Raw genomic sequence first — 15,691 nt, forward strand, 5'->3', positions numbered from 1 at the left:
GGCTGTGATTAAGGGGGGAAAACAGCTAAACTCCGCTATCTGAGTGGGCACTTATTTTGCCCCAATTAAAACCCAGACCCTAAGAGGCTCAACCCAACGTGGCTCAATTCGTCTATAGCATGCATCGCGTCGGCAAAGTCGTTCCGCCGAAGCGTCATATTTTAAAAAACATCTCCCTCAGCTTCTTCCCGGGCGCCAAGATCGGCGTACTGGGTCTGAACGGTGCGGGTAAATCCACTCTGCTGCGCATCATGGCGGGCATCGATAAAGATATCGAAGGGGAAGCGCGTCCGCAGCCAGGCCTGAAAATTGGCTATCTGGAACAGGAACCGAAGCTGAACCTGGAACACACCGTGCGTGAATCGGTAGAAGAAGCCGTTGCCGAAGTCGTTAACGCGCTGAAAGGTCTGGACGAGGTGTACGCTAAATACGCCGAGCCGGATGCTGATTTCGATAAACTCGCCGCGCAACAGGGCAAGTTTGAAGAGATCATCCAGGCGCACGACGGCCACAACCTGAATACCCAGCTGGAACGTGCGGCCGATGCCCTGCGTCTGCCGGACTGGGAGGCGAAGATCGGTAATCTGTCCGGGGGGGAACGCCGTCGCGTCGCACTGTGCCGCCTGCTGCTGGAAAAACCAGACATGCTGCTGCTCGACGAACCGACGAACCACCTGGATGCAGAATCCGTCGCCTGGCTGGAACGCTTCCTGCACGACTTCGAAGGCACCGTGGTGGCGATTACGCACGACCGTTACTTCCTCGATAACGTGGCGGGCTGGATCCTGGAGCTGGACCGCGGTGAAGGTATTCCATGGGAAGGAAACTACTCTTCCTGGCTGGAGCAGAAAGATGCTCGCCTGGCACAGGAAGCCTCTTCAGAAGCCGCTCGTCGCAAGTCGATTGAGAAAGAGCTGGAGTGGGTGCGCAAAGGAGCGAAAGGCCAGCAATCCAAAGGTAAGGCACGTCTTAACCGCTTTGAAGAGCTGAACAACGCCGAATACCAGAAGCGTAACGAGACCAACGAACTGTTTATTCCACCTGGCGCACGCCTGGGCGATAAAGTGGTCGAGGTCAGCAACCTGAGCAAGTCTTACGGCGACCGTCTGCTGATTGACGATCTCTCCTTCTCCGTGCCGAAAGGGGCAATTGTCGGCATTATCGGGCCGAACGGCGCGGGTAAATCGACCCTGTTCCGCATGATGTCAGGTCAGGAACAGCCGGACTCCGGCAGCATCGTGCTGGGTGAGACCGTGAAACTGGCGTCGGTTGATCAGTTCCGCGACAGCATGGACGGGTCGAAAACCGTGTGGGAAGAAGTGTCCGGTGGTCAGGATATCATGCGTATCGGCAACACCGAGATGCCAAGCCGCGCCTACGTCGGCCGCTTTAACTTTAAAGGGGTTGATCAGGGCAAGCGCGTCGGCGAATTGTCCGGGGGTGAGCGTGGTCGTCTGCACCTGGCGAAGCTGTTACAGGTGGGCGGCAACATGCTGCTGCTGGATGAACCGACCAACGACCTGGACATTGAAACCCTGCGCGCGCTGGAAAACGCCCTGCTGGAATTCCCGGGCTGTGCGATGGTGATCTCGCATGACCGCTGGTTCCTTGACCGTATTGCCACACACATTCTGGACTACCAGGATGAAGGCAAAATCGAGTTCTTTGAAGGTAACTTTACTGAATACGAAGAGTACAAGAAACGTACGCTGGGTGCAGAAGCGCTGGAGCCAAAACGTATCAAGTACAAGCGCATGATCAAGTAAGGACTGACCTTCTGTTCCGGTCGGCCCGTAACGGGGCGACCGGAACACGCAATCGCCCTCTACGTGTAGAATTCCCGGAATACTGGCGACTGTATCGCAAAATCGATAAACCGCATCAGCGCAGGGGAATTCAGCTTACGGCTTGGATACACCAGCCACAGCTCATTGCCTTCCATTTCCCACTCCGGTAGCACCCTCAACAACCTCCCCTGCAACAACCCGTCTTCAGTTAAAAAGCGCGGTAGCAGCGTGATCCCGGCATTGCCCAGCGCGCATTCGCGTGCATAGACCAGATTATCCGTGACATGAGCAGGCGGCAGCAGCCAGCGGTAATACTCTTCCCCCCGTTTCAGTACCCATTCATTCCAGGCACGGTGGGCAATGGAACGGTGCTCAGACAACTGGCCGGGGTGGGTGAGCAGTGGGTGGGCAGCCAGATAGTCCGGTGAAGCCACCAGCAGCCTTTCGCAGTAGCCAATGCGGCGACCGATCAGCGAGGAATCCTGCGGTCTGCCGGTGCGCAGCGCCACGTCATACCCGCCCTGCACCAGATCGCAGATCTCATCGGAAACCGACACATCCAGCGTAACGTCCGGGTATTCCTGCTGAAAAGCGGTATTGAGCCGTGCCAGTAAGGTCGCACCAATGCCGGCCGGTGAGGTGATACGCAGACGGCCGCTGGGATTATCACGCAGCCGTTCAATGGCACTTGCCGCCCTCTCACTGGCCTGCAGCATCTCCTGGCAATGGACCAGATAGCGTTCACCGGCAAAGGTCAGGTTCAGCTGACGCGTCGTACGATTGATCAGCCGCAGGCCCAGCGCCTGCTCCAGCTGGCCGACGCGCTGGCTGACGCTGGATTTCGGTAAGCCTGCGCGATTCGCTGCGGCGGTAAAGCTGCCGCATTCCGCTACCAGCGCAAACAGGGCCATATCCTGCAACTGTTTAAACATGATTGTTCATCCTTTGCGAACACTGAGTGCGTTATTGTCCATCTTATCATCAGGGTTTATTTTCCCTAAACTGATAGCACATCATTCAGGAGAAATGCTATGACCACCAAAGCGATTGCGATCAATCCAGAAAATCCGCAGCAGTTTATTGCCATTGAACAGCCTCAGCCGGTCGCGGGTGACTATGACCTGCTGGTTGAGGTGAAAGCCGCCTCCGTCAACCCGGTGGATACCAAGGTTCACAAAGGTGCGCAGAAAAATGGCCTTGAACAGCCGCGCGTGCTCGGCTGGGATGCCAGCGGCGTGGTGCTGGCCATCGGCAGCAAAGTGACCGGTTTTAAAGCCGGTGATGAAGTCTATTATGCCGGTGACATCACCCGCCCCGGCAGCAATGCCAGCCAGCAGCTGATCGATGCCCGCATCACCGGCCATAAACCCCGCACCCTGGACTGGGCTGAAGCCGCAGCGATCCCGCTGACCGCCCTGACAGCATGGGAAGGCCTGTTCGATCGCCTGCAGCTGGATAAGGCAGCGGCGGGCAAAACCCTGCTGATCGTTGGCGGTGCGGGCGGCGTGGGATCGCTGGCTATTCCCCTGGCTAAACTGCACAGCAAGGTAACGGTCATTGCGACCGCCTCACGCCCGGATTCTGCCCAGTGGTGCCGGGAACGCGGGGCTGACCTGGTGATTGATTATCGAGATATGGCGGGTGAGCTGGAGCAACACGGTATCAAACAGGTCGACTATATTTTCTGCCTGAACGATACCGACGGCCACTGGGAGGCAATGAGCCAGCTGATCGCCCCGCAGGGTCATATCTGCACCATTGTTGAAAATGAAAAACCGCTGAATATGGATCAGCTGAAGCTGAAGAGTGCCGCGCTGCACTTCGAGTTTATGTATACACGCAGCATGTTCACCACAGCGGATATTGCACGGCAGGGGGAGATCCTGCAGGCGACAGCAGCGCTGCTGGACGAAGGCAAGCTGGCGGGTTCACTGAGCAAAACCCTGCAGGGTCTGAGCGTAGAGACGCTGACGGAAGCCCACCAGCTGGTGCTGGACGGCCATATGCGCGGTAAAGTGGTTATTGTTTATTGATCATCGCCTCGCGGCGGCCTTGATTGCCGTTGCGGGGCGCGTATCGCTGACGGGGACTCACAAGCCGTCCCCCGGCAGCGATACGCGGAATTACGGCATCCGCGTTAATAAGGGCGACTATTTCTGATCGCCCAGCATCTGTTTAACCAGATCCACACAGCGCAGGAAGCGCTCGTCGTAGCTGTCCTGTTCCACGTGGACGTACTTGATGTTGTTTTCATCCAGCATGGCGATCAGTAGCGACTGAAATTCTTTGCGATCAACAGAGCTGCCCAGGCTGCGCAGGCCATCGGCCACCCACGGCACGTTGTTCTCTACCAGGATCACCAGGTCGAAGCGATACTCATCGATCAGCGCCTGCACAAACGGATGCTCACGGCCCTCATACTTCTTACAGAATGCCTGGGTGGTCACAAAGTCGGTGTCGATAAAGGCCACTTTGTTGGCGTACTTCACCGCAAAATCGATGTACTGTGCCTGCCCCAGCGCGATCTTATCGTAATCCGAATATTGCAACGCCATCTCGTCCCCGCCCAGATGCGAAAAGACATAATCGCGGCCAAATTCCCAGGCGCTGGTGGTGTTAAAGATGTTGGCCAGCTTGTTGACCAGCGTGGACTTACCGCTCGATTCGCCGCCGAGGATCGCCACCGTTCGTACGAAAAAGGGCTTCACTTCGGTGGGAATGTATTCCCAGTAGCGGAACGGATCCTGACGGATCTGGCCACCGCTGATATTCATAAAGGAGCGGCGGGGATCGATAACGATGGTTTCCACCCCCAGATGCGCGGTGAACTGTTTAGCATCGCCCTCCTCGCTGGTGTAAATACGGTTGGGGAGAATGCCCTGCTCGTCCATAAACGCCTTTACGCCGTCGCTCCAGACATTCCAGCCGTAGGGATAAGGCTCCATTCCCTCTTCATTAAACGAGTGAATGCGGATGTTTTTCTGATATTTAAAGGTCTGCAACAGCCAGCGCAGGCGGTCGCTGACCGTCGGCTGCTGTGACATCGCGCTGTCTTCAAACAGCTGGCGGTCGCGCGGCTCATCAAAGCACATAATAATATGCAGTTCGTCAACCTGGCTGCAGGCGCGCTGGATCAGATAGATATGGCCGGTGTGCAGCGGGTAAAACTTACCAAACACCACGCCAATGGTTTTCTCCCGCCGTGGAAATTCAAGACCGAGAAAACGGTGCAGCGCTTCCAGCTTCTGAGCGCTGGGGCTTTTGATTTTCGCATTCAGTAACTGACTGAGGTAACCCTTGGTCATACCACTGGCGTCAGACACCTGCTGCAGGGTACACCCCTGCTGGCGAATGGCGGTCTTGAGGTAGTCAAACGATGACATGCACTAGCTCCCTTTATAGTTCGTCGAGTATAGACAACGCGTCAGCCAGCTTTTTCACCCCGTAGACTTTCATATTTTCCGGCGGTTTTTTAGGCACATTGGCCATCGGCACAATGGCCCGGCGGAAGCCATGCTTCGCCGCTTCCGAGATACGCTCCTGTCCGCTGGGCACCGGACGGATCTCGCCCGCCAGTCCGACTTCGCCAAAGACCACCAGATCCTGCGGCAAAGGACGGTCACGCAGGCTGGACACCATCGACAGCATCAGTGCCAGGTCGGCACTGGTTTCCGTCACCTTCACACCGCCGACCACGTTAACAAACACGTCCTGATCGGCCATCTGCAGGCCACCGTGGCGGTGTAACACTGCCAGCAGGATCGCCAGACGGTTCTGCTCCAGCCCCACGGCGACACGGCGGGGGTTACCCATCATGGAGTGATCGACCAGCGCCTGAATCTCCACCAGCAGCGGACGCGTTCCTTCCCACAGCACCATCACCGAACTGCCTGACGTCACTTCATCGCCCCGGCTGAGGAAGATCGCTGACGGGTTGCTGACTTCACGCAGCCCCTGCTCGGTCATGGCGAACACGCCCAGCTCATTGACCGCCCCAAAGCGGTTTTTATGGCTGCGTAAGGTGCGGAAGCGGGAGTCGGCATCGCCGTCCAGCAGTACCGAACAGTCAATACAGTGCTCCAGCACCTTCGGGCCAGCCAGCGAGCCGTCTTTGGTCACGTGGCCCACCATCACGATAGCCACGCCTTTGGTCTTGGCAAAACGGGTCAGATAGGCGGCGGTTTCGCGCACCTGTGCCACGCTGCCCGGCGATGACTGGATGTCTGCCATGTGCATTACCTGGATCGAGTCGATCACCATCAGCTTAGGCTGCTCCTGCTCGGCAATCAGGCAGATCTGCTCAATGCTGGTTTCAGACAGCATATTCAGGTTCTCCGTGGGCAGGCCCAGACGATGGGCGCGCATAGCCACCTGCTGCAGCGACTCCTCCCCGGTGACGTACAGAGTTTTCATCCCTTCCGCCAGCTTGCACAGGGTTTGCAGCAGCAGCGTACTTTTACCTGCACCGGGGTTCCCCCCGATCAGGATCGCACTGCCCGGCACGACGCCGCCGCCAAGTACGCGGTCAAACTCCTTGAAACCGGTTGAGAAACGCGGCAGCTCATCCAGACTGATCTCCGACAGTTTCTGCACGCGGCTCGGACCGGCGCTGCCGGCGTAGCCCGTCAGACGCTCATTGCGAGCGACCGTCGGCGAGGCTGCCAGTCGCACCTCGGTAATCGTGTTCCACGCATGACAGGCGCTGCACTGGCCCTGCCAGCGAGGATAATCTGCGCCGCATTCATTACACACAAAAGCACGCTTTACTGCTTTAGCCAAGTCTACCCCTTAACGCTCTTCATGGATCAGGCTGCCGCTGAGAATGCAGAACACCCCCATCAGATCAGCATGACGAATAATCACTTCGGTCTGTTCATTCACTTTCGGCTTGGCATGATAAGCAATGCCCAGCGCCGAGGCTTTGATCATCGGCAGGTCATTGGCCCCGTCACCGACGGCCACCGTCTGCGCCGGGTCAATCGCAAAGCGGGCGGCCAGTTTGCGCAGGGTATCAGCCTTGTACTGGGCATCAACGATGTCGCCCAGCACTTCCCCGGTAAGCCTGCCGTCGCGAATTTCCAGCTCGTTGGCGGCAATCGCCGACAGATGCAGGGTATCGCGCAGGTACTCGGCAAAGTAGGTAAAGCCGCCGGAGGCAATTGCCACCTGCCAGCCCAGCGCCTGCAGCTTCGCCACCAGCGAGGTCAGCCCCGGCATCAGCGGCAGCGCGTCACGCACCGTTTTCAGGATAGTCGCATCTGCGTCTTTCAGCGTGGCCACGCGCTGGCGCAGGCTGGCGGCAAAATCCAGTTCGCCACGCATCGCACGTTCGGTCACTTCCGCCACCCGTTCTCCGCAGCCGGCCAGTTTAGCGATTTCATCGATACATTCGATCTCAATCGCCGTCGAGTCCATATCCATCACCAGCAGGCCCGGTGTTTTCAGATGCGGGATACGCCCTAGCGGCGCGACGTCCATGCCGGCCTCATGCGCCAGCTTCATGGCGCGCGGCGTCAGGGAACCGGCCAGCCGCACCACCTGATAGTCTTCCACCACCCAGGCGCTGACAATCACCATGGCCGCGCCCAGCTGGCGCTGAAATTCGGTCAGACGGGCTTTGTCGAGTTGACGTCCATACAGTAACCAGCCGGTACGGCCAGCGCGGTAGTCCAGCGGCATCACTTCATCACCGCTTAAAGAGAGTGGCAACCCCGGCCAGAGAGGGACTTCGGCAGGCAGGTCGCACCAGGTAAGGCTATTTGGCATTACAGCTCCTGTAGGGACATTCAACACGCAATTCTGCGCAAAATAATTCAAGAGGCTACCTTGTTACAGCGGGTTCTGGCAACATAAAGCTCATGACCGAAAACCGGTTTGTCCACCACGATTGAAGGGTTGAGATGGCTAAAGCCAAACTGAAGTTTCGCCTGCACCGTACGGTGATCGTCCTGATTTGCCTGACGCTGCTGGTTGTCCTGATGCAGGGCGCCTCCTGGTTCAGTCTTGGTCATCAGATGGCTCGCTCTGAACAGGTCGAGGAGCTGGCGCATACGTTAACGCGCCAGGTGGCCTGGAACCTGACCCCGCTGATGGAAAACCCCGATGATAACCATCAGAGGATCATCGATACGCTTGACCAGATGACCCATGAAAGCCGCATTCTGGACGCTTCGTTATATGACAGCTCCGGCAGCCTGGTGGCCCACAGCGGCGAAAATATTAACGTCCGCGACCGTCTGGCGCTCGACGGCCAGCGTGCCGGCAGCTACTTCAACCATCAGATTGTCGAACCGCTGGCCAGTAAAGACGGCCCGCGCGGATTTTTACGCGTCACGCTCGATACCCATGTTCTGGTCACCGAATCCAAACAGGTGGATAACACCACCAACATCCTGCGCCTGATGATGCTGCTGGCGCTGGCGATCGGCATTATTCTCTCGCGTACCCTGCTGCGCTCCCGGCGCACCCGCTGGCAGCAGTCGCCCTTCCTGCTCACCGCTAATAATCCGGTGAAAGAGGACGATGATGACGAGGAAGAAAAAACTGCCGGTACCGCAGAAATAAGTGGAACGGCAGGCAAAACCGACTGACCCCTTTCCGGCAAATAGAGCTATTCCAGGGGAATAGCTCTTGATGTTCTGTACGCTGCTTCCTATCCCCTGCATTTTACTGCTTCACCAGCGCAACATGCGCTTTCTGACATTGTAAAATCAAGGAGCACAGGATGAAACGGAACGCACTTCTGGCCACGATCGCAGCGGCAGGGCTGGTTTTTTCAGCGACGGTACTGGCGGCTGACGTATCAGGCATCACCGTGTATGCGACACAAAAAGAGATGAAATCGAGATCGGCGGGAGATCTGAATAACTTTGGAAAAACCTTCGAGGTGACGCTGGAAAACACCACCTCCGCCTCCGTTGACCTGAAGAACTACTGCCTGAAAGGTTACACCAGTGACAACAAGGAATTTCCTGTCGATCGTGTAGCGGCACACCTGGCCGGTGGCAAGCTAAAGCCCCAGGGCAAAGTAAGCGGTCTGGTGATTTTCTCTGCCGCTGACGACAGCGTGTTCCACATTGATCAGGTAAAAATTAGCGATACCTGTAAATAAAAGTGCTCACCAATGACTGATGTACGCCCGTCATCAAGGTGCAGCGGCCTTCAACATCGGATGGCGGCAAAAAAAGAGGGCGACCCGGAACGGGTCGCCCTCTGGCCACAGCAGATTGCACCGGTAATGCAGGGCTGACCTTATGTGTCGGTCAGCCCGCCAGTACAAATCAGGCTTTGTCGCCCAGCAGCACAGACTCCAGCGCGATCTCAATCATCTCGCTGAAGGTAGTCTGACGTTCGGCAGCGGTAGTCTGCTCGCCGGAACGGATGTGGTCAGAGACGGTGCAGATCGCCAGTGCTTTCGCCCCAAACTCTGCCGCTACGCCGTAGATACCGGCGGCTTCCATCTCCACGCCCAGGATGCCGTATTTTTCCATCACGTCAAACATCTGCGGATCCGGGGTATAGAACAGATCGGCAGAGAAGATGTTACCGACGCGGGCATCCACACCCAGCGCTTTCGCAGCGTCAACCGCGTTGCGCACCATCTCAAAGTCAGCAATCGCGGCGAAATCATGGTCTTTGAAACGCATACGGTTCACTTTGGAATCAGTACTCGCGCCCATGCCGATGACCACGTCACGCAGTTTCACATCAGCACGTACCGCACCGCAGGAACCGACGCGGATGATTTTTTTCACGCCGAAATCGGTAATCAGCTCTTTCGCGTAGATTGAGCAGGATGGGATCCCCATACCGTGGCCCATCACCGAGATTTTGCGGCCTTTATAGGTGCCGGTGTAGCCCAGCATCCCGCGGACGTTGTTGACCTCTACCGCGTCCTGCAGGAAGGTTTCCGCGATGTGTTTCGCGCGCAGCGGATCGCCCGGCATCAGCACGACGTCAGCGAAATCACCCATCTCAGCGTTAATATGTGGCGTAGCCATGTTTAATCCTTATTCAAATAATGAGTTACTGCGCTTTTCCCTTCAGAATAACGGTTTACCGTATTCCATCGGTGAAAGACCAAAATAGTGGGCAACCGTCTGGCCGATATCGGCAAAGGTTTCGCGATAGCCATAGTCGCCCGGCTTCACGCCAGGACCGTAAATCAGCACCGGGATATGTTCACGCGTATGCTCGGTGCCCGGCCAGCTGGGATCGCAGCCGTGGTCAGCGGTGAGGATCAGGATATCGCCCTCTTTCACCTGCGCCATCAGCTCTGGCAGGCGGCGGTCAAACAACTCCAGCCCACCGGCATAGCCCGGAATATCGCGACGGTGGCCCCAGGTGGAGTCGAAGTCAACAAAGTTGGTGAACACGATGCTGTTATCCGGTGCGATTTTCATCTCTTCAACCGTGGCATCAAACAGCGCGTCCAGGCCCGTTGCCTTCACCTTTTTAGTGATGCCAACGTGGGCATAGATATCGGCAATTTTGCCTACGGAGATCACTTCCCCGCCCTGCTCGTCGACCAGTTTTTTCAGCACGGTCGGCGCAGGTGGCTCTACCGCCAGATCGTGACGGTTACCGGTACGTTCAAAGCTGCCCGGCTTATCACCAATAAACGGACGCGCAATCACACGGCCAATATTGTATCCGCCTTCGGTCAGCGCTTCGCGCGCAATTTCACACAGTTCGTAAAGACGATCGAGGCCAAATGTCTCTTCATGGCAGGCAATCTGGAACACCGAGTCAGCAGAGGTATAGAAAATCGGCTTACCGGTTTTCATATGCTCTTCACCCAGCTGGTCAAGGATCACCGTACCGGAGGAGTGGCAGTTACCGAGGTAACCCGGCAGGTTGGCTTTTTCCACCAGCAGATCGAGCAGTTCCTGCGGGAAACTGTTTTCCAGATCGCTGAAGTAGCCCCAGTCAAACAGCACCGGTACCCCGGCAATTTCCCAGTGCCCGGACGGCGTATCTTTGCCGGAAGAGAGTTCGCTGGCGTAGGCGTATGCCCCGATGATCTCCGCCTCTTTATCCAAGCCCGGCGGGAACTTACCGCTGGAGGCTTCCGCCGCTTTGCCTAATCCCAGTGCCGTCAGATTTGGCAGATGAAGCGGACCTTTACGTCCTTTGTCTGCTTCACCCCTGAAGCACGCCTCGGCAATATGTCCGAGGGTATCCGAGCCTTTATCGCCGAATTTGTCGGCGTCTTTGCTGTGCCCGATTCCGAAGGAATCAAGCACCATGATAAATGCACGTTTCATCCTGATCTCCTGCGCGATTTTCGCGATGAGCGTTAAAAAAATGCGATCAGAACAGAATACCCCTAATTACGATATTCTGCGATAAATAACTGGCGTTGACTCAGGTTTCACATCGCTGAGGGCAATGGCCTTTTTCACGGCGGCGGCGGCTTCCTGCCAGCTGGCCTCACTGGTGGCATGGATCACTGCCAGCGGACGCTGTCCGTCCACGGTATCCCCTAACTGCGCCATCTCACTGAAGCCGACGCTGTAGTCAATGCTGTCGCTGGCGCGGCGACGGCCACCGCCCATCGATACCACCGCCATCCCCAGTGCGCGGGTATCCATGGCGCTGACGATGCCACCCCGGTCGGCGTAAACCGCCTTACTCAGCATCGGCGCAGGCAGATAGCTGTCAATACGTTCGATAAAGTCGGCCGGGCCCTTCTGCGCCGCGACCATACGGGCAAACACCTCAGCCGCACGACCGTTGTCCAGCACGGCCTGAAGTTTCGCCCGGGCCTCTTCATCACTCTTAGCCAGGCCACCGGAGAGCAGCATTTCGCTACACAGTGCCAGGGTGACTTCCAGCAGGCGTGGGTTACGGTACGCTCCCGTCAGGAACTGCACAGCCTCGCGGACTTCAAGCGCATTCCCCGCGCTGGAGGCCAGCACCTGATTCATGTCGGTCAGCAGGGCGGTGGTTTTGCATCCGGCCCCGTTGGCCACGCCGACAATCGCCTGCGCCAGCGCTTCCGACTGTTCAAAGGTCGGCATAAAGGCACCTGAACCCACTTTGACATCCATCACCAGCGCATCCAGCCCTTCCGCCAGTTTCTTGGCGAGGATCGACGCGGTGATCAGCGGGATTGAATCTACCGTGGCGGTAATATCACGCGTGGCGTAAAAGCGCTTATCTGCCGGTGCCAGTGAGCTGGTCTGGCCGATAATGGCCACACCCACTTCTTTAATAATCTGACGGAAACGATCGTCCTGCGGGAAGATATCAAACCCGGGGATAGCCTCAAGCTTGTCCAGCGTGCCGCCAGTATGGCCCAGTCCACGACCGGAAATCATCGGCACAAAGCCACCGCAGGCTGCTACCATCGGGCCCAGCATCAGGGACGTGACGTCGCCCACGCCGCCGGTGGAGTGTTTATCTACCACCGGGCCATTCAGGTTAAGCGCCTTCCAGTTCAGCACCGAACCGGAGTCCCGCATCGCCATGGTCAGGGCCACGCGCTCAGGCAGGGACATATCGTGGAAATAGATGGTCATCGCCAGCGCAGCAATCTGCCCTTCAGATACCGTGTTGTCTCGCACGCCGTTGATAAAAAAGCGGATCTCTTCTTCACTTAGCGCCAGTCCATCACGTTTCTTACGGATAATTTCTTGTGGCAGGAACACGGTAACCCCCGGTATTTCAATACATTAAAGGACAAAACGGGCGTGATCGATACAACCCGTTTTGCTGCGGCCAGCGCGGATTCAGCGTGGCAAACCCGCCCGCCGGTTAATATTTGCTGTCGCTGGTCGCGCCGCTAAAACCGGCGGTATTCAGCAGGCTGGCCAGCAGGCTGGAGGCACCAAAGCGGAAATGACGTGCATCCGCCCAGTCGCTGCCCAGAATGTCATCGGCCAGCTTCAGGTAGATCGCTGCATCGTCAGCGGTACGAACGCCGCCAGCAGGCTTAAAGCCGACCTGCGCTTTCACCCCTTTTTCTGCGATAACGCGCATCATAATTTCTGCAACTTCCGGGGTGGCATTCACAGGCACTTTACCGGTAGAGGTTTTGATAAAGTCAGCGCCGGCATCAATCGCAATCTCAGAGGCTTTGCGGATCAGCGCTTCTTCTTTCAACTCACCGGTTTCAATGATCACTTTCAGCAGCACGTTGGCTTCAGCGCAAGCGGTTTTACAGGCTTTTACCAGCTCGAAGCCGACCGTTTCATTGCCGGCAATCAGCGCCCGGTACGGGAACACCACATCGACCTCATCGGCACCATAAGCAATGGCCGCGCGGGTTTCGGCCAGCGCAATGGCAATATCATCGTTGCCGTGCGGGAAGTTAGTCACCGTGGCGATACGAATGTCGGGGGTACCCTGTTCACGCAGCGTTTTACGCGCAATCGGGATAAAACGGGGGTAAATACAGATGGCCGCCGTATTCCCCGCCGGGGATTTCGCCTGATGACACAGGGCGATGACCTTCGCATCGGTATCGTCGTCATTCAGGGTGGTCAAATCCATCAGTTGCAGCGCACGCAGCGCCTGAGTTTTTACATCGGACATGGTTTATCTCCAGATCGTTATCAGTCAGGGCACGATCGCCAGGCTGGCAGCCTGAAATGCCCTGTAATGTTAGAATTATAACAGCGGGATCCCCGGCATGTTGTGGCGATCCTCACAATAAAAAGATGACAGTTTCATGATTATTACATTAAAGGTGATTTAAATCACCTCTGATGGCCGCTGCTGGCGCAGGGACAGCCAGGTGGGGCCAGAGGAAAATGTTATAATAATAACATTACGGGATCGGACAGGATCAGGCAAGTCGGGTGTGTTCAAAGACCAAAGAGGATGCGGGTGTTTTCACGCAGCGTTTCAGCAATCTGTTGTGGGGGTTCAGCACGCAGTTCACACAGCGTCTGCCAGACATTTTTTACCCGCTCAGGGCGGTTAGGCTCCCCCTGGAATCCCTGCAAAGGCATATCGGGTGAGTCCGTCTCCAGTAACAGTGACGTCAGCGGCAGCCGGGATATCGCCCGGCGGGTTTTGCTGGCGCGCTCGTAGGTGATGGTTCCGCCCACGCCGATGGCATACCCGGCGCGGATGAAGGCCAGCGCCTGCTGTTCACTGCCGGCAAAACCGTGCACCACGCCACGGCGTGGCAGATCGATACGCCGCAGATGCTGAACCAGCTTGTCATGCGTGCGGCGCGAATGCAGGATCACCGGCAGGTCGTACTCACGCGCCAGCCGCAGCTGTGCGTCCAGCAGCGTCTGCTGGCGGTCAAACTGCGGATTATCGATATAGAGATCGAGGCCAATTTCACCCACGGCCACCAGCTTATTGCGCCGGCGCTGCAGGTGCTGTTCCAGCGTTACCAGATCCTGCGGCTGGTGCTCTGCAATCGCCATCGGATGCACGCCCAGTGCTGCGTAAACAGCCTGATACTGTTCTGCCAGCGCCAGTACACCTTCAAAGCGCGAAGCCGACACCCCCACGGCAATGATCTTCTCTACCCCCGCCGCCGCGGCGCGGGCAATACTGGCCGCTTCATCGCCGGCAAATGGGGCAAAATCAAAGTGACAGTGGGTATCAACGAAGCGCAGCGTCATGCCAGCGATCCTTTATCAAAGCCAACATCATTGCCTGACAGCGGACCAGGCAGGATCCCCTGACGGTCAGACTCATTGGCCACAGCAGCGGGCGGCACCACCGTACGGAAGCGAGTCAGGCTGCTGCCTTCGCTCAGGAACTGCCCCAGTGTGGCAAGGAAATAACGGCCGCAGCGCCTGCCCAGGTGGTAATCCTGATTCAGCGAAGCGATCCGGCTGCCGAGCGCCGAACTGGCCAGCGGGCGGGGCGGGTAAATTTCAATGATCCGCAGTTTCCCCGGCGGCTTATCAATAAAGCGCTGGATCTCGCCGTAGCTCTCTTCATGCACCTGCATAATATTGATCAGCGGCTGCAGCGCCCCGTCACTCAGCCAGCGCTCCACGCGTTTCAGCCACTGGGGAGTATAGGTCATCTGCGAGGGTACCGTGCGGATCACCACGATGGTTTCCGCGCCGCGACGGGCGGCCTCGCGCACCGGGATCGCATCGCGGATCCCGCCATCCAGATAGCTGACACCGTCCAGCAGCACGCCCGGCCGGTAGAACCCCGGTATCGCGCTGGAGGCCCTGATAATGTCATGCCAGGTGTCTGGCGTAGGGGAAAAGTAACCGGGGGTATAGTCATCGCTGCGGCAGGCACACATGTAAAACTCGCGCCCGCTGGAGAACAGCTTGTCAGCCGCCTCCATCGCCAGCGGGAACTCCTGGCGGGTGATATCAATCAGCCAGTCGAGATCGATAAGATGCCCTCCGCGCACAAAGCGCAGCGGATCGAAAAACTGTTTGCTGGTGGTGTAACGGGTAATAACGCGGCGGGCATAACCTGGCTGGGCGCAGACAAAAGCCGACAGATTTTGTGCCCCGGCAGAGGTGCCGAGCATCAGATCAAAGGGATTAAAGTGAGCCTGCTGGAAACTGTCCAGCACACCAGCGGTGAAGATACCGCGTTGCCCACCGCCTTCGCAGACCAGGGCAAGTTTGCCTGGGTGGAAGGGTTTTAACGCCAGCGGCGCAATATTGCCGAGGGTTATCGGGATGCGTATGCCCAAGCCAGGTATCCTCTCAAGATAAAGAAAGAGAGGATACCTGTTCTCAGTCACGTGCGTGAGGCGCTTATTGCTTAATTAACGGCTCAGGCTGTTGTACTAGAGTTTTTTACGTCCGGTAAACAGGCTGATAAGGAAGATAATAATACCGACGACAAAGACGATTTTTGCAGCCCATGCCGCTGTACCCGCCAAACCACCGAAACCTAACGCCGCAGCAATCAGCGCAATAATCAGAAAGATAATACCCCAACGAAACATATGCCTCTCC

Annotated in this window: 15 protein-coding genes; 4 read left to right on the plus strand and 11 right to left on the minus strand. The window is 57.2% G+C overall.

The features are described from left to right. Positions 1–98 precede the first annotated feature (98 nt). Complete coding sequence (ettA, locus tag IFU29_RS12515; RefSeq protein WP_062747373.1) at positions 99–1,766, plus strand: energy-dependent translational throttle protein EttA; 1,668 nt, start codon at positions 99–101, stop codon at positions 1,764–1,766. Between the two features lie 59 nt (positions 1,767–1,825). Here the strand turns inward: ettA and IFU29_RS12520 are convergent, their stop codons facing one another. Then, on the minus strand, positions 1,826–2,722 hold the full coding sequence (locus IFU29_RS12520) for a LysR substrate-binding domain-containing protein (RefSeq protein WP_191934378.1): 897 nt from the start codon (positions 2,720–2,722) through the stop codon (positions 1,826–1,828). 96 nt (positions 2,723–2,818) lie between these two features. Between IFU29_RS12520 and IFU29_RS12525 the strand changes: the two genes are divergently transcribed. After that, entirely contained in the window at positions 2,819–3,820 is a 1,002-nt protein-coding gene (locus IFU29_RS12525; RefSeq protein ID WP_191934220.1) for a zinc-binding alcohol dehydrogenase family protein, read from the plus strand. A 117-nt stretch (positions 3,821–3,937) separates the two neighbouring features. Here the strand turns inward: IFU29_RS12525 and nadR are convergent, their stop codons facing one another. The 3 genes from nadR to serB are packed head-to-tail and all read right to left on the minus strand — an operon-like array spanning position 3,938 to position 7,553. Further along, positions 3,938–5,170, minus strand: coding sequence for a multifunctional transcriptional regulator/nicotinamide-nucleotide adenylyltransferase/ribosylnicotinamide kinase NadR (gene nadR / locus IFU29_RS12530; protein ID WP_062747365.1), 1,233 nt, complete (start codon positions 5,168–5,170; stop codon positions 3,938–3,940). 13 nt (positions 5,171–5,183) lie between these two features. Then, positions 5,184–6,566 carry a DNA repair protein RadA gene (gene radA, locus IFU29_RS12535; RefSeq protein WP_191934221.1) on the minus strand — a complete coding sequence of 461 codons (1,383 nt, stop codon included), beginning with the start codon at positions 6,564–6,566 and terminating at the stop codon, positions 5,184–5,186. A gap of 9 nt (positions 6,567–6,575) precedes the next feature. Further along, positions 6,576–7,553, minus strand: coding sequence for a phosphoserine phosphatase (serB, locus tag IFU29_RS12540; RefSeq protein ID WP_191934222.1), 978 nt, complete (start codon positions 7,551–7,553; stop codon positions 6,576–6,578). A 134-nt stretch (positions 7,554–7,687) separates the two neighbouring features. Between serB and IFU29_RS12545 the strand changes: the two genes are divergently transcribed. Continuing rightward, positions 7,688–8,377 carry a YtjB family periplasmic protein gene (locus IFU29_RS12545; RefSeq protein ID WP_191934223.1) on the plus strand — a complete coding sequence of 230 codons (690 nt, stop codon included), beginning with the start codon at positions 7,688–7,690 and terminating at the stop codon, positions 8,375–8,377. A gap of 134 nt (positions 8,378–8,511) precedes the next feature. Then, positions 8,512–8,898 carry a DUF4354 family protein gene (locus tag IFU29_RS12550; protein ID WP_191934224.1) on the plus strand — a complete coding sequence of 129 codons (387 nt, stop codon included), beginning with the start codon at positions 8,512–8,514 and terminating at the stop codon, positions 8,896–8,898. Positions 8,899–9,067: 169 nt separating this feature from the next. Here the strand turns inward: IFU29_RS12550 and deoD are convergent, their stop codons facing one another. From deoD to IFU29_RS12585, 7 genes are all read right to left on the minus strand, one after another. Then, positions 9,068–9,787 carry a purine-nucleoside phosphorylase gene (deoD, locus tag IFU29_RS12555; RefSeq protein ID WP_062747355.1) on the minus strand — a complete coding sequence of 240 codons (720 nt, stop codon included), beginning with the start codon at positions 9,785–9,787 and terminating at the stop codon, positions 9,068–9,070. Between the two features lie 42 nt (positions 9,788–9,829). Beyond that, positions 9,830–11,053, minus strand: coding sequence for a phosphopentomutase (gene deoB, locus IFU29_RS12560; RefSeq protein WP_191934225.1), 1,224 nt, complete (start codon positions 11,051–11,053; stop codon positions 9,830–9,832). 66 nt (positions 11,054–11,119) lie between these two features. Then, positions 11,120–12,439 (minus strand): thymidine phosphorylase, encoded by a 1,320-nt coding sequence (gene deoA / locus IFU29_RS12565; RefSeq protein ID WP_191934226.1) that lies wholly within the window; start codon positions 12,437–12,439, stop codon positions 11,120–11,122. A 106-nt stretch (positions 12,440–12,545) separates the two neighbouring features. After that, positions 12,546–13,325, minus strand: coding sequence for a deoxyribose-phosphate aldolase (gene deoC / locus IFU29_RS12570; RefSeq protein ID WP_191934227.1), 780 nt, complete (start codon positions 13,323–13,325; stop codon positions 12,546–12,548). 272 nt (positions 13,326–13,597) lie between these two features. Next, the gene (locus IFU29_RS12575; protein ID WP_118664710.1) at positions 13,598–14,374 is read right to left on the minus strand and encodes a TatD family hydrolase; all 777 of its coding nucleotides are present in this window, start codon (positions 14,372–14,374) and stop codon (positions 13,598–13,600) included. Further along, the gene (locus tag IFU29_RS12580; RefSeq protein ID WP_191934228.1) at positions 14,371–15,423 is read right to left on the minus strand and encodes a patatin-like phospholipase family protein; all 1,053 of its coding nucleotides are present in this window, start codon (positions 15,421–15,423) and stop codon (positions 14,371–14,373) included. Before IFU29_RS12580 ends, IFU29_RS12575 begins: the two co-directional genes overlap by 4 nt. Before the next feature lie 96 nt (positions 15,424–15,519). Next, positions 15,520–15,681: a DUF1328 domain-containing protein gene (locus IFU29_RS12585; RefSeq protein ID WP_013200641.1), complete on the minus strand. Its 162-nt coding sequence runs from the start codon at positions 15,679–15,681 to the stop codon at positions 15,520–15,522. Positions 15,682–15,691: the final 10 nt, after the last annotated feature.

This window comes from Erwinia persicina, from assembly GCF_014838825.1.
Taxonomy (GTDB): Bacteria; Pseudomonadota; Gammaproteobacteria; order Enterobacterales; family Enterobacteriaceae; genus Erwinia; species Erwinia persicina_A.

Bases quoted from the DNA above. Each gene is read 5' to 3' on its own strand.
- IFU29_RS12545 (WP_191934223.1), top strand. From the start codon at position 7,688: ATGGCTAAAGCCAAACTGAAGTTTCGCCTGCACCGTACGGTGATCGTC.
- IFU29_RS12585 (WP_013200641.1), bottom strand. From the start codon at position 15,681: ATGTTTCGTTGGGGTATTATCTTTCTGATTATTGCGCTGATTGCTGCG.
- IFU29_RS12575 (WP_118664710.1), bottom strand. From the start codon at position 14,374: ATGACGCTGCGCTTCGTTGATACCCACTGTCACTTTGATTTTGCCCCA.
- IFU29_RS12525 (WP_191934220.1), top strand. From the start codon at position 2,819: ATGACCACCAAAGCGATTGCGATCAATCCAGAAAATCCGCAGCAGTTT.
- deoD (WP_062747355.1), bottom strand. From the start codon at position 9,787: ATGGCTACGCCACATATTAACGCTGAGATGGGTGATTTCGCTGACGTC.
- nadR (WP_062747365.1), bottom strand. From the start codon at position 5,170: ATGTCATCGTTTGACTACCTCAAGACCGCCATTCGCCAGCAGGGGTGT.
- deoB (WP_191934225.1), bottom strand. From the start codon at position 11,053: ATGAAACGTGCATTTATCATGGTGCTTGATTCCTTCGGAATCGGGCAC.
- deoC (WP_191934227.1), bottom strand. From the start codon at position 13,325: ATGTCCGATGTAAAAACTCAGGCGCTGCGTGCGCTGCAACTGATGGAT.
- IFU29_RS12550 (WP_191934224.1), top strand. From the start codon at position 8,512: ATGAAACGGAACGCACTTCTGGCCACGATCGCAGCGGCAGGGCTGGTT.
- serB (WP_191934222.1), bottom strand. From the start codon at position 7,553: ATGCCAAATAGCCTTACCTGGTGCGACCTGCCTGCCGAAGTCCCTCTC.